Source organism: Virgibacillus sp. 6R (assembly GCF_001895305.1).
Taxonomy (GTDB): Bacteria; Bacillota; Bacilli; order Bacillales; family Amphibacillaceae; genus Virgibacillus; species Virgibacillus pantothenticus.
In genome coordinates this window covers 2,230,386-2,245,019 of record NZ_CP017762.1, presented here as the reverse complement: position 1 = coordinate 2,245,019, position 14,634 = coordinate 2,230,386, and the positions used below count along the sequence as shown (strand labels likewise).

At 35.1% G+C, this 14,634-nt stretch carries 11 protein-coding genes; 9 read left to right on the top strand and 2 right to left on the bottom strand.

Annotated features, from left to right (window positions below; genetic code table 11):
- The first annotated feature begins 1,628 nt into the window (after positions 1-1,628).
- The 3 genes from BKP57_RS10120 (at position 1,629) to BKP57_RS10110 (ending at position 4,306) form a co-directional block, all read left to right on the top strand.
- Positions 1,629-2,372, top strand: a complete 744-nt coding sequence (locus tag BKP57_RS10120; protein ID WP_050350683.1) for a metal ABC transporter ATP-binding protein — start codon at positions 1,629-1,631, stop codon at positions 2,370-2,372.
- Positions 2,372-3,238, top strand: coding sequence for a metal ABC transporter permease (locus tag BKP57_RS10115; protein WP_050350684.1), 867 nt, complete (start codon positions 2,372-2,374; stop codon positions 3,236-3,238). Before BKP57_RS10120 ends, BKP57_RS10115 begins: the two co-directional genes overlap by 1 nt.
- A 126-nt stretch (positions 3,239-3,364) precedes the next feature.
- On the top strand, positions 3,365-4,306 hold the full coding sequence (locus BKP57_RS10110; protein ID WP_232231376.1) for a metal ABC transporter solute-binding protein, Zn/Mn family: 942 nt from the start codon (positions 3,365-3,367) through the stop codon (positions 4,304-4,306).
- 426 nt (positions 4,307-4,732) lie between these two features.
- Here BKP57_RS10110 and BKP57_RS10105 read toward each other — a convergent pair whose 3' ends face one another.
- A complete protein-coding gene (locus BKP57_RS10105) occupies positions 4,733-5,107 on the bottom strand; it encodes a hypothetical protein (RefSeq protein WP_072742412.1) in 375 nt (124 codons plus the stop codon).
- A gap of 441 nt (positions 5,108-5,548) precedes the next feature.
- Between BKP57_RS10105 and BKP57_RS10100 the strand changes: the two genes are divergently transcribed.
- Positions 5,549-5,905, top strand: coding sequence for a hypothetical protein (locus tag BKP57_RS10100; protein WP_050350686.1), 357 nt, complete (start codon positions 5,549-5,551; stop codon positions 5,903-5,905).
- Between the two features lie 387 nt (positions 5,906-6,292).
- Here BKP57_RS10100 and BKP57_RS10095 read toward each other — a convergent pair whose 3' ends face one another.
- Positions 6,293-6,631 (bottom strand): nucleotide pyrophosphohydrolase, encoded by a 339-nt coding sequence (locus tag BKP57_RS10095; RefSeq protein ID WP_050350687.1) that lies wholly within the window; start codon positions 6,629-6,631, stop codon positions 6,293-6,295.
- Between the two features lie 702 nt (positions 6,632-7,333).
- Between BKP57_RS10095 and BKP57_RS23230 the strand changes: the two genes are divergently transcribed.
- From BKP57_RS23230 to BKP57_RS10070, 5 genes are all read left to right on the top strand, one after another.
- The gene (locus tag BKP57_RS23230; protein WP_072741470.1) at positions 7,334-8,755 is read left to right on the top strand and encodes a polysaccharide deacetylase family protein; all 1,422 of its coding nucleotides are present in this window, start codon (positions 7,334-7,336) and stop codon (positions 8,753-8,755) included.
- A gap of 17 nt (positions 8,756-8,772) precedes the next feature.
- Positions 8,773-9,123: an undecaprenyl-diphosphate phosphatase gene (locus BKP57_RS10085; protein WP_269466273.1), complete on the top strand. Its 351-nt coding sequence runs from the start codon at positions 8,773-8,775 to the stop codon at positions 9,121-9,123.
- 708 nt (positions 9,124-9,831) lie between these two features.
- Complete coding sequence (locus BKP57_RS10080; RefSeq protein WP_072741469.1) at positions 9,832-11,679, top strand: BglG family transcription antiterminator; 1,848 nt, start codon at positions 9,832-9,834, stop codon at positions 11,677-11,679.
- A gap of 21 nt (positions 11,680-11,700) precedes the next feature.
- The gene (locus BKP57_RS10075) at positions 11,701-12,570 is read left to right on the top strand and encodes a ketose-bisphosphate aldolase (protein WP_072741468.1); all 870 of its coding nucleotides are present in this window, start codon (positions 11,701-11,703) and stop codon (positions 12,568-12,570) included.
- A gap of 25 nt (positions 12,571-12,595) precedes the next feature.
- On the top strand, positions 12,596-14,497 hold the full coding sequence (locus BKP57_RS10070; protein ID WP_072741467.1) for a PTS fructose transporter subunit IIABC: 1,902 nt from the start codon (positions 12,596-12,598) through the stop codon (positions 14,495-14,497).
- The last annotated feature ends 137 nt before the right edge of the window (positions 14,498-14,634 follow it).

Below are 14,634 nucleotides of genomic sequence, written 5' to 3'. Positions count from 1 at the left end.
TAACCATAACTACATATGGGAAAGTTTGGATATACAAAAATTATGCAAAAAACTTTCTTGATAAATAAAATATAGTGTCTTTGTTAGAGTATGGTGTTAGAAGGAGAGGATAAACTATTTTGTATAAATGGGAATTGCACGCAATAAAATCGAAAGGCTTTAGTTGGAAAGGCGGGTGTGATACGCTCGCTTTTGTGTTGGTGATAGCTTTTTTTAAAAGTATTGTATTCCAACGCTAATCCTTCAGGTCCGCAGAGATCATGCCACGCCAGAGCCAACTTAAAGAGAAAAGTTTCGGTTTCTAGAGGCTTTCCAGAGAAAATAGCAAGCTGTGATATATACTCATTTCCAACTTTATACTGGTATAGATCATGGTAATATCTATGGTTCCCAGCTAAATGGTCTTTCTTACAGAATAAGAAAGTATAAACTTAGGTGCTTGGAGATAACGAAATAACTGAATAGCCACGTCCGGCTCCATCGCCCAGCAACTAGGCGACTTCACGAAATCGCCCTACGATAAGTCATCATCGATTCGTCTCTAAGAGGAAGGCCGACTAAACACGGGCTTGCCGCTCAGGCGTCGGCATACCCCTGTTTGCAGGGGCATGATTCCTAAATCTTTAGTTGATTCGTTTCATTCGCTACGTTGCTAAACGGGCGCTTGCGCCTTTGTTCATGCGCATGAACAATCAGGAAAGCGGATGTTTTTGTAAAATTATGTAATTGTCTATGTTACCCTTCGATGGCAACTGTCGTGTAAATAATCCTTCTCCTCCTTAGGGGAATAGAAATAAGCAGTCCATTTCTAACTAGTTTAACCAACTTAATACCTCCTTTTGGGTTTTCCCCTTCATCTGCAATTAATCTTCTCATTTTACTATCTGGTTCATTTTTGTAACCATATGATAATCAACCATAAAAAGTGCTTCCATTCCTCTATAAGTTAGAACTACTTACATAAAAAACGAATACTAATTTTTATAGTGGTTTACTTTTATAAAATTGTGTACTATAATCTAATTTGCGTGAGCGCAAAATAATAACACGCGTAAAAAATTTTTTAATACATAAAACTGTTTTCTCTGTTGTTATAAGGCGCATTCAAAAGTTAAGACTAGACAAGACCTAAAATACGCCTTCGTTAAGGTGCACGTATGATAAATTATCTATTGCCGAACTTTAAAAGCAAAAAAATATTTAACTTAACGTAAAAATAGCGCTATGCCCGTCCGTCGTTGAAAGTTCAAGCTAGGCAAGCATGTAACAATGTAAAAGCTTTTGCTAATGTCTAGAATATGAAAAAATTCTCTGCATTATTCTAGGGGTTACTATTGAACAACCTCTATAAGTTGAGCAGACAGAAAATTAAAAGTTATTTACAAAAATATAAAATATTTATTGGGAGGGATTGTCTTCTTTACCCCAGCTGATTAATTATAAAGATTATTGTATGAAAAAAGTTTGTGACAGGTTAGATAGAAACCTTATGTGTGTGAAGAAGGTAAACAGGAAATTAATTATCCATTTCCTAGATCTTTCAAGCTATTAATTTTTTATAAGCTTTGCTTTGAATTTAGTAGTTTAAACCATAATTTTTAACTTCATATGTGAGGAGGAGCATCGTTATGCAAGAAGAAATAAACGTAAATAAACTCAGTGTTTCTTATTATGGAAAACAAGTTATTTCAAATGTAAGCTTTTCATTTGAAAGCGGGAAACTTATTGGCATTATCGGACCCAACGGTGCTGGAAAGTCTACCATGATGAAAGCTATGCTTGGGCTAATACCACGCGATAGCGGCGAAGTGATGATAGAGAACCAACCATTACAAACAATCCAAAAAAAAATCGCCTATGTTCCCCAACGTTCTAATATAGACTGGGATTTTCCCATTATTGTTAAAGACACAGTGTTACTAGGCACATTTCCTAAATTAGGGTTATTTCGCCGTCCTAAAAAACGTGATCGTAATTGGGCGATAGAATGCCTAACGAAAGTGGGAATGGAGAAATATGCAAAGAACCAAATTGGCGAACTATCTGGTGGACAACAGCAACGCGTTTTTTTGGCTCGTGCTTTAGCACAAAAAGCAGAGTATTTCTTTTTAGATGAACCATTTGTTGGTATTGACGTTGCGAGTGAAGAAGTTATTATTCGTATACTAAAAGATTTGCGTAACGAAGGAAAGACAGTTTTTGTAGTTCATCATGATTTATCGAAAGTAAAGAATTATTTTGATGATCTCGTCTTAATTAATAAAAAAATAATCAGCTCGGGACCCGTAGAATACGTATTCCAGCCAAAACTAATGCAAAAAGCTTATAATTACTCACTTAGCATGATGGAAAGTATAGGGGGTGAAGTGTAATGGAATTTGTACAGGATATTATTAACTATGAATTTTTACAGAAAGCGCTAATTACATCCATTATAGTAGGTATTATTTGTGGAGTCATTGGAAGCTTCATCGTACTACGTGGTATGGCTCTAATGGGGGATGCTGTTTCCCATGCAGTACTTCCAGGAGTAGCAATTTCCTATATGCTAGGAATCAATTATTTTTATGGGGCGGTTTTAACTGGAATACTTTCAGCTATAGGAATAGGAATAATTAGCCAAAATAGCCGTGTAAAAAATGATTCTTCAATTGGAATTGTTTTTTCCGCAGCCTTCGCTTTTGGGATTATTTTAATAACGTTAGCTCAAAGTGCCACTGATTTAACACAAATTTTATTTGGAAATGTATTGTCGGTACGCTCATCAGATATGTGGCTAACCATTATTGTCGGTGTTGTCGTCCTCCTTTCAGTATTGTTGTTTTATAAAGAGTTTCTCGTGTCCAGTTTTGACGAAACAATGGCTGCCTCGTACGGACTAAAAGTAAGGATGATTCATTATGCCATCATGGTTTTATTAACTCTTGTTACCGTGGCTTCATTACAGACAGTTGGGGTAATCCTGGTAATATCTATGTTAATCACTCCGGCTGCAACAGCGTATTTATTAACAAATCGGATGTCAGTGATGATTTTTATGGCTGCTTTTTTCGGAGCTTTATCAGCCATTATCGGACTATATTTTAGTTTCACTTACAATTTACCATCTGGACCGGTAATTGCACTTGCAACCACAGCAATGTTTTTGATTGCATTTTTCTTCTCACCAAAACAAGGTGTGCTTTTGCGCACACTAAGAATTAGTAAAAGAAAGGGCGTGTTTACGGATCCTGTTTAAAGAAACAGTCCAATATATCAACCGATAAAATGGAGCTTCAATAAGGCAACCAAAATTCGAAACGCGTGTTTTAGATTTAGGTTAACTAAATAATGAAGGGAGTACGTAATAATAATGAGGAATTTATTGAAAATAATTATTGTAGCAAGTCTGACTTTAATTATTTTGGCAGCTTGTGGAAACGAAAACAAAGAAAAAGGAAGCGCAGCTTCAGATTCTGATGAAGATAACTTACTAGTTATTTCTTCATTTACTATTATCAGTGATTTAGCTAGAGAAGTTGGTGGAGATAAGGTTGAGGTACATAACCTAGTACCTACTGGGACGGATCCCCATGAGTATGAACCATTGCCCGAAGATATAAAAAAGGCAACTGATGCAGATGTTCTTTTTTATAACGGAATGAATTTAGAGGGCGGTAAAGACGGGTGGTTTTTCAAGATGATTGATTCAGTCGGGCAAAATGAATCTAATGTATATAACCTAACTGAAGGGGTCGAGCCAATGTATTTATCAGCTGAAGGAAGCAGGGAAGAAGAAATAAATCCACACTCTTTTATTGACCCAGGCGTAGGAATTAAAATGGTTGAAAATATGCGGGATGCTTTCATTAAGGTAGATCCTGATAATAAAGATTACTATGGAGAGCGCGCAAAAGAATATTTAACAAGGTTAAAGGAAATTGATACAGAGTACCAAGAAAAAATAAATGCAATTCCAGAGGAAAGGCGTATACTAGTGACGAGTGAATGTGCGTTTCAATATATGCTTGATCACTATGGAATGGAAGAAGAATGTATATGGAGAGTGGACACAGAGGAGAACGGCTCACCAGAACAAATTAAATCATTGGTTGAATATATTGATAAGAATAATGTTCCAGTATTGTTTGTTGAATCGAATGTCGATCCTCGCCCAATGGAAACCGTATCTAAAGAGTCTGGTGTAGACATTTATGAAAAAGCAATTTACTCAGATGAAATTGGTCAGCCAGGGGATGAAGTAGATACTTATGTAAAGTATTTAAAATATAATATTGAGATTATAAGTGACGGATTAAATAGTTAATTAGAAGTATGGACGCTCTCTTTACTTCTACACTAGATAAGTTGAATAGCAAAGACCTGGTAGATTACGGGTTGGGCTGCCGCATTTTAAGAGGAAAATAAGTAATTAACGTGTACGGGGGATTAGAACTTGTTTTCTGTTTGAGCCATGCTATGAAAGAGAGACGAGAAGTTATCCCGCGGCATCTTTTGATATGCTGCGGGGTTTATTATTGTAGAAAGCTTAAAAGTAGTTAAGCTTGGTTACTATGTAAGTTTACGTATATCTTTGTATAAAAAAGTTTAGATACAGAAAAAATTTTCCCATAAAACTTTGCAGGAAAGAAAATATTAGTATTGGTTAGAGTGTGGCATTAGAATGTATTAAAATTAAACGTGATAAATCTGGTAGTCAGCAATAAGAAGCTTGCCAGTTTAATTTTTCACTTCATGGCAGCCTTGGCTCTTCATCTTGATAAATGGAATAAGACCAACCGCTAATATCCATCGTAGAACACTTTTTATCATGACAAGAGAAATGATACGTTTGTTTTTTAGTGCTAACGTTAACTTCTAGATTGTAGGGAAATACTCCCCCTTTAAATTTATTTACATCTGTTTTAATAGCAATAACCTCTTCTTTTTCTGCCAATCGTTTGTAGCTATCACTTTCTATTGTTTTTTGAACCATTTCACTTAATATAATTTCTTCCTCGTCAGTAGGTTCAAATAAGTTTTTCATTACGATTGATTTTCCTACTAAATATACATTTAAAGCTAAACTGAGTAAGAATAATAGCATATTTATTTTCTTCTTTTTCATAGTTCCCACGCTCATTGAGTCCATTTTATCCTAAGAAGCGGGTAATTCGTATCTATTAAATGTTAATTTTTGTTAAAAAGTAGTTGGCACACTATGTACTGCTTTTGTTGAGAGCTTTTTTGAATAAAATGGGGAGCTTATATTTACTTTTATTAAAACCCATGTACGTCTTTTTAGTCCCGTGATGCGCACTAATATATTTAGCTAAAGTATTTTTTGAAAATGTTAACTATTTAGCGTATATCCCGATATTAATAGTAAATTACCTACTAATTTTATGAAAAGGAATGTTATATAAATGAAATACTAACTTTGGTATTGTTTATTTCCTTTGTTAATTTTATGAAGGTCTAGCCATGCTGCAACTACGTGCTATTTTCTACATAATTTAATCCTTATATAGCGACATATCTACTAAATATAATTATGGAGGGATAAAAAATGAACATAAATAGTACAGGGAATTCGATTATCTCATGGCATCAAACTGAAAGAAATACAAAGAGCTTATATTTAAAGGACAAAGATAATAATGATTCGAAACTAGAAGTTGTTACTATTAATGGACGTATAAGAAAGTATATCGTTTTACGTAATGGTAAAAAGATTTTAATTTCTGAAGAAAAAATAAGTAAAGAAAGTCTACAAAAAGATTCAACCCTTAAACAAAAACAGCAAAGTAATACTGCGGAGACTATAGAATATTTAAACCACCTAATGGGAGTAAGTTCTTCAAATACACGACTCCAAATATTTAATATGGATGGAGGAGAAAAAAATAATAAAGAAAAACGTTAAACAAATGCAACGGGAATAGGTACAGCAGAAACTTCTATCTTATTGATATAATTTCGTACTTTTTTACACTATAGGAATGTATAAAATTTTTTAGGGTTTATAGTATAAGAAAAACTACGGCTATCGTCAAAAAACTTTGGCGATAGCCAAGTTTTTCTAATGTTCTTTAAATTAGGTCACAAGCAAAGTACGATAGATCAATGGATGTGGAGTAATTATCTCCATAGCGAACACAAGTCTTTGGCAATGGACTAAAAATTCTCGTAGACTGATCTCGCTCGATTTCATATCTTTTTATACACTGAGCTCATCCCTTTTCACATGCTTATAACATCTTTCATAGAAGTTGAAAAAATAGAAAAAGATCCGATGTTCCTAATTTAACTATTACAAATCATGATACTTCATTTTCCTTCCTTTACTTTTTTCCACCGGATATTTCTTAGCGTTTTTCTGCATTTTTTCTAAAATAATCTCTTTTATATCTAAGTTTAAATCATCGCTAAGCATGAAGGCATAAATCATGACGTCTGCAAGCTCCTCTTTGATGTTTTCCATGTTAGCCTCTATAGCCTGCTCGCTTGTTTTCCATTGGAAATCTTCTAGCAATTCTGCTGCTTCCAGCGAAAGAGAGATGGCCAAATCTTTCGGATTATGAAACTGTCTCCAATCTCGGTCGTCCCGAAATGCGTTAATTTCCTGTATTAATTTTCCTATATCACTCATTTTGTACCATCCTTTATAATTGTCTAAGTCGAAAAAAAGAAGTATTATTTTTATTACTGCGCTATTCTCTGCTTGCTAGTTAGATATATGATAAGTATATCATATCTTTTGCGTGCAAAATTTCTTAAAAACGCATTACAATACCTCTAAAATTATCTTTTATGGTAAAATTTAGTTGGTAACTAAAATCAAAACATTTGAATTGTTAACCGTAAAAGCAATATTATTCCGACTTGAATTCAAGGTATGGTTCTTCCATGAATCTAGTTACTTCATGTTCCGATTGCGTGCCGCATTTTGAATGATAATTCGAGCTGATTATGGTAAGATTTACAAAATTATAAATCAATACCAACTATAAAACTATAATTCAAGTTACCAAAACTGGATGTTTACCACAGATAACTGCTAAAGCAACAAGATAAAGCTAAGGAAGCTTTCAGCCAGTAATAATGAAGTGTTTATTCTCTCTAATAGAAGCTGGTTTTGTTAGGAGACATAGAATAGGTAAATAGCATTCTCTTTTTAACAGTGCAAAAAATCGCCTATGTGAAGATGTGAGTTGGGATAATAGGAGATTATAAATGCAATCTTCTAAGTTTTGCCTAAGCAAGAATAACAAAACGCATTTGCACTTTCAATGATTTTTAGATACCTCCGTCGGCACCAATAACAAAAACAGCAAGAAAAGGAGCACCAGTGATGAAGCCCACTAAATTGACGTATGGGATAATAATAATTACCGGATTGATTGCTATTGGTTTAACTGTAAGTTCATTGTTTAAAACAATAGATAAGGAAGACTCTACTCATGCTAAGACTAGTCGCAAAAAAGAAGCGCACCCAAATTTCTCAGAGCTTCAGGTTATTAATGAAAAAGCAAAGGACAAAATTTATAGCACAGAGATTCACTATCCTCAGTTTCACAGTGAAAAATTAAACCAAAAAATGAATGCCTATGTGAAAACGGCAAAAAGAGGTTTTTTACATGATGTCGAACAAAATAAACAACAATTAAATCATCATACAGCAACCCTCACTATCCATTCGGATACGCAAAAGTTCTCTGACCATATCTATTCTGTTGCGTTCCATGAAAAGAGGTGCATACGAAAAAAGAAATGCCAAGACTCCTCAAGTGCATTTATCGTAGATGGTAAGAATAGTAAATACATAGACCAAACAGATATCCTGCAAGATACAGAACAGATGCGAGATACACTTTTTCAACTGTTACAGCAAGCGTTTGAACAGTCTGATAAGTACAGTGATGATTTCTCCAAAAAAAAATTAAGTCAGTGGGTTTATGATGAGAATAACACTTTTTCAAATATGTACCTTTCGGATAAATCGGCAGTATTTAAATTTGCGAATGATGAAGTGATAGATAAAGAAGCGGAAATTAAGATTCCATTATCGAGTATGCAAGATATACTAACAGATGAGTGGAGGTCTATGGTTACAGGTGATGGTAAGGAGAATAAAAAGACCAAATCTAGCAAAAAGCAGGAAGAGAGAAAAAATGTGAAATCAGCTTCAGCTGGTGAGGGAAAGCATACGTCGTCTGATCAGAAACGGGTTGCCCTTACATTCGATGACGGTCCCCATCCTGAAAACACTCCAAAGATACTTGACCTATTAAAGCAATATGATGCAAAAGCAACCTTCTTTATGCAAGGAAATCAGGTTGAATCAAATGCAGATGTTGCTAAAAGGGTGAGGAACGAGGGCCATGAAATAGGTAATCATACCTGGAGTCATAAACAATTAACAGGCTTAGGTATGGCTGGAATTAAACAGGAAGTAGAAAAGGCAAATCAAGCTATTCGTAATGCTACTGGAGAAAATCCAACTTTATTTCGCCCCCCATATGCAGCAACAAATAAAAGCATTGAACAAGCTGTAGGGCTGCCATCGATTTTATGGTCAGTTGACACAAGAGATTGGGAATCACGAAATCCAGTGGCAATTTTAAATGAGGTAAAAAGGAGTACGACAGATGGTGGAATTCTGTTAATGCATGATGTGCATGCTCCAACGGTAGAAGGATTAAAGCTCGTATTAGAATATTTAGCTGGGGAAGGCTATGAATTTGTAACTGTTTCGGAAATAAGGGCAAGATAACGTATCGGCAAGCGTTCATGATTGGATTATTCCAATGTTTGGCTGTTTATCCTGGCTTTTCAAGAGTAGGATCGACTATTTCAGGTGGACTTTTAGCAAAGGCAAGCTATCGAACGGCATCAGAGTTCTCCTTTTTAATTGCACTTCCCGTAATAATCGGAGCGACAAGCTTAGATTTATTAAAAAGTTGGAACCATTTAAGTGTCAGTGATATCCCAATGTTTACCGTCGGATTTCTAACTTCTTTTGTTGTAACCCTGTTTGCTGTGGTAACTTTCTTAAAGTGGCTGGAACGAATCGGGTTAGCTCCTTTTGCTTATTATCGAATTTTGTTAGCTTTCTTATTTACGATATTTGTTTTACTTTAAAGCTTTCCCTATGTAAAAAGAAAAAGAATAGAGCTGTTAAAGCGAGTATGAACACCTATGTAGCGAATAGAATAAATAGATAGTTTAAGGAGAAATCAATCCATATCGGATTGGTTTTTTCTTTTGCACTATAGGAAAGCATAAAACTTCAGGCTTTATCGTATAAGAAAAATGATAAGAAAGTATAAAATGAGGGGCTTGTGGATAACGAAATAACCGAAGCCACGTCCGGCGCATGAGCCCAGCAACTATGCGACTTCACAAAATCGCCCTACGATAAGGCCTCATCGGTTCGTTGCAAAGAGGAAGGCCGACTAAAAACGGGCTTGCCGCTCAAGCGTAGCATACCCCTGGTTGCAGAGCATGATTCCTAAATCTTTAGTTGATTCGTTCCATTCGCTACGTTGCTAAACTGGCGCTTGCGCCTTTGTTCCACTATAGGAAAGAATAAGATTTTTTGGTTTATAGTATAAGAAAAACAAAGGCTTCCGCCATAAGACTTGGCGACAAGCCAAGTTTTTCTAATGATAAAGATGAGGACTTTCCAAGTCTCTGGTCCAGCCCATTATCAAGTGACGGACTGTCTTATAAAAGAAACATGAATTTGCTAAAAAGCACTCCTATTTTCCTACCCTTAGGAAATACTACGGTTATAGCGCTTGCAATAAACGCGTATTAAAATAAAGATATAGAAAGGTTGTGGTTTGTTTGCATAAAAAGCATAATCAATTAATTGACCTTCTATTGAATCAAAATGGAGAATATGTATCCGCTGCTACGTTAGCTGAATTATTGCATGTGACTGATCGCACAATTAGAAATTATATTAAAGAAATTAACAAAGATTGCCATGACATGATGATTACATCCTCACCGCGGGGGTATGCAATTATGAAGGGAAATGGTGAAGATAAGGCGATTAGTTTAAGTGATAAAGAAATAGAAGACGCACTGTTGGAATTCCATATTATAAAATTTTTAATGAATAAAAATGACTATACTTCCTATGATGAAATCGCCGATAAATTTTTTTATTCACCACAGACAATAAGAAGTCGTATTCAAAAGTTAACCATGAATATTCATGCTTTAGGAATTGATGTAGGGATTGATACAAAAGTATTTAAAGGGATTAAAATGATTGGAGCAGAGATGCAGAAAAGAATTCTTCTTGAAAGCTTTTTCACATCTATTTCTGTAAAGAAGGAAGTATATAAGGATTTTGTCGTAAGCGGGTTCTACTCGTGGGTTGATGCTAGTACAGTTGAAAGCGTTTTTAAGATTGTAGATGAGATCAACAAGGAGCACAACTTAAATCTTGAATTTTCGATGTATAAGAAAATTACGATTCAATTAATCATTATGATTCATCAAATAAACCACCACCATCTAGTTAAAATTAAGAATACAGAATTAACTAATTTAACCTCTTTTAAGGAGTTTGAAGTTGTAGAAGCTGTTCGTTCTCATCTATATGAATATGCCCATATAACAGATGATGAAGCTGTTTTTCTAGTGAATTATTTAATATCGTTACAGTTAGATTTAGAAGGATCACAAATAGAAAATAAAGACGCAGACATTATAAGTAAAATCGAAGCCATTTTACTTCAAGTAGAGCACGTATACCAAGTTCCCACTTACTCTGAAAATCGTTTTAGAAATAATATTTCAAACCATATTTATCGAATTATTTATCCTGCATCGCATAATTTGCTTATTTATAATCCCTTTGTAAAAGAAGCAAAGTCGGAATACTTTTTTTCCTTTAGTATCGCTTCTCATATTGCCTTATTATTGGAGAGGGAATTTTTGGTAGAGATTCAGGATAGCGAAATTGCTTATTTAGCTTATCATATTCAGGTTATTCTCGATTCGCAAAGTAAGAAGAAACTAAAGACGATTATTCTTTATAGCAGGGGATACGAGCGAACGAAGTTACTTGCTTCCAAAATAGCAACCTATTTTGATGAGCTTGAAATTTTAAAAATAGAAAAATATTCTCCCGACTATGCTTTTCAACATGCATATTTATATATTGGAATAAATTTAGCAAGTACACCAAAGACCACTGAAAATTTCATTATGATTCAAAGCGCCTTTCAAAGTAGTGACATTAAGAAAATTCGTTTTTTCCTAGAAGCACAGAATTCTATTATTGAGCAGGCAGCAATTCACTGGATACACGAAAACAATCCTGAACAAGTTATTAGCCAGCTGCTCATGCTGAATAACCAAGGACATTTTTATGAACCGATTATGAAAAGAGAGAGAATATCCTACACATCTATTGGAAACTTAGTAGCAATCCCTCATCCTTATTTTAAAAAAGAAGAATTTAAGGAGAAGGTAATTATTGGCGTTAACAAAAAGGCGGTTAAATGGGGGAGTGAATTAGTTCAGCTGATCATTATTTATATTCCCTCTGCCGATATAGAACGGAATGAATACGCCTTCGCTGAATTTTTTCAAAAAACCAAACGTATTGAGAATGTGCGGAAGTTAATCCAATCTAGCTCAAAAGAAGAGTTTATCAATATTTGGAATCGAATATAAATCAAAGAGGAGAGAAGAAACATGTTAATGAATATGAAGGAATTGTTAGAAGTGGCTTATAAAAATAATTTTGCAGTAGGTTCCTTTAACGTAGCAAACAGCGAATTTGTCAGAGTTGTTATTGAATCTGCTGAAGAGAAAAAAGCACCAGCTATCATTCAAATTCACCCTAATGAGCTTGACTTAGTTGGCGATGATTTTATTGCATATGTACGTGAAAGCTGTAAAAACACAAAAGTACCTATGGCTATTCATCTAGATCATGGATCGTCTGTAAAAGATGTTATGAGAGCTATTCGTAATGGCTATACGTCGGTAATGATTGATGCCTCTCATGCTTCATTTGCGGATAACATAGCCATTACAAAGGAAGTTGTCAACATTGCTCATGATGTAAATGTGTCCGTAGAGGCTGAATTAGGCACAATTGGTTCAAATGAAGGAAGTTCAGAAGGTGGAGTTGATGAAATTTTATATACAGACGCTGATGACGCTAAGAGGTTTGTAGAAGAGACCGGTATCGATACATTGGCTGTTGCTATTGGAACATCACATGGGCAATATAAACATGCAGGAAAGCCAGAATTGAAATTGGATTTACTTGCTGAGATAAATCAAAAAGTGGAGATTCCTCTTGTACTTCACGGTGGAAGTGATAACAAGGACGAAGAGATAGCACAGACATACTTGCACGGGATTGCAAAAATTAATTTATCAACAGATATGAAAAGTGCATTCTTTCAAGGGATGCGACGCTTTTTAAAAGATAATCAAGGAGCATATGAGCCGGATGTCATTATGCCAAGTGCTCGGAATGCAGCCAAAGTAGTAGTAAAGCATAAAATGGACTTATTTAATTCAACAAACAAAGCTCATCTCTACTTTGGTTAAATATCATGATTAGGAGGGAAGTAAAATGGAACTAGTAGATATTTTAACCCGAGATAACATCATTTTAAATCTTCAAGGTAACAATCAAAAAGAAGTCATTGATGAGTTAATCCATAAGTTAACGGAGAGAAGACTGACAACAGATTCTGAACGTTTTAAAAAGGCAATTTATAAAAGAGAGAATGAGATTTCAACTGCTGTAGGTTATGGTGTGGCCATTCCCCACGCCCAATGTAAATCTATTACGAAGCCTACAATAATAATGGGAAGGTCACTACAAGGAGTTGATTATGGTGGTCAACACACCAATTTAATCTTTATGATTGCAGCTCCAGAAAATGCTCCAAATGAGCATTTATCCCTTTTATCGAAGCTGTCGACTTTTCTCATGAGTGAGACATTCCGAGCAAAGCTAATTGTTGCAACATCAGAAATTGATGTGATAAAAGCGATTCAGGAACAAGAAAAATTAGAAAAGCCAGCTTTAAATGATGAATCTGCAAGTGGAAAATATGTGGTGGGAATAACTGCATGTATGACGGGGATTGCTCACACATACATGGCAGCAGAGTCATTGAAAGAAGCTGCAAGAAAACGGGGCATGAATGTAAAAATTCAAACAAACGGTGCTAATGGTCCTGAGAATAAACTTACACCAGCAGACATTCAACATGCAGATGCTATTGTAATTGCTCATGATGTACGGGTTGATACCTCCATATTACGTGGAAAACGATTTGTTGACGTACCTGTAAAGAAAGCAATTAATCATGCTGATGAATTAATTGATCAAGCATTATCTTACAATATTAAAGATTCGAGTGTAACTGAACAAGAAATTATAGAAGAGCCTCAAACAGAAGAAAAATCTGGTTTGAATTTCTATAAGCATATTATGAGTGGGGTTTCCTATATGATTCCATTCGTAGTTGTTGGCGGTATTTTCATTGCTATTTCGTTTATGTTTGGTATTTACGCTGCAGATCCTGAAAGTGATCAATATAATATTATTGCACATTTCTTTAGTCAGGTTGGAGGTGAAGCAGCATTTGCTTTAATGATCCCAATTTTAGCAGGCTTTATCGGATTTAGTATTGCTGATAAACAAGGTCTAGCTCCTGCAATGATTGGTGGGATGATGGCCAGTATAGGTGGTTCTGGTTTTCTTGGTGGAATGATAGCCGGATTCGTCGGTGGTTTTGCAGCTAAATTCGTTGGTAAGTCGATGGCTAAAATTCCAAAATCATTCCAAGGATTAGTTTCTATCTTAGTCGTTCCTTTAATTAGTACATTTATTGTTGGTGCATTCATGTTCTTTATTTTAAATACACCAATGTCCTTGCTAAATGAATTTTTAGAAGGTTGGTTAAAAGGATTGACGGGAATTAATGCAGCTATACTAGGAGCTTTATTAGCTGGAATGATGGCTTCGGATATGGGCGGGCCTATTAATAAAACAGCTTCCGCATTTGGTTTAGCGATGTTTGCGGCAAATATTTTTGAACCATCTGCAGCGTTAATGGTTGGTGGTATGGTACCTCCAATCGGTATAGCGCTAGCCACAACGATATTTAAAAATAGATTTACGCTTCAAGAAGTTGAAGCAGGTAAGGCAAGCTATGTTTTAGGGGCCAGTTTTATTACAGAAGGAGCAATTCCGTTTGCAGCTGCAGATCCATTAAGAATAATTCCTGCAAATATAATTGGAGCAGCAGTTGGAGGAGCTGTATGTATGGCAATGGACATATCCTTAAAAGCTCCTCACGGTGGAATTTTTGTTATTCCAATTGCCAGCAATAAACCGTTGCTTTACATTGGTTGTATCTTATTAGGGTCTTTAATAACATGCTTTATTATCGGCTTTTTGAAGAAACCTCTTTCTGATAAAGACAGAAATAGTGCGAAGCAAATGATGAATGTGATTTAAATCTATAAAAGTTATATTTGTATGGTAGAGGAATACGTGTATATAGTGCGACGTTAACAATAGATTACCTTAGATAATAGAACAAAATTTGTTTGAACACGTGTGCAAAAAAATTGCACACGTGTTTTTAATTCCTG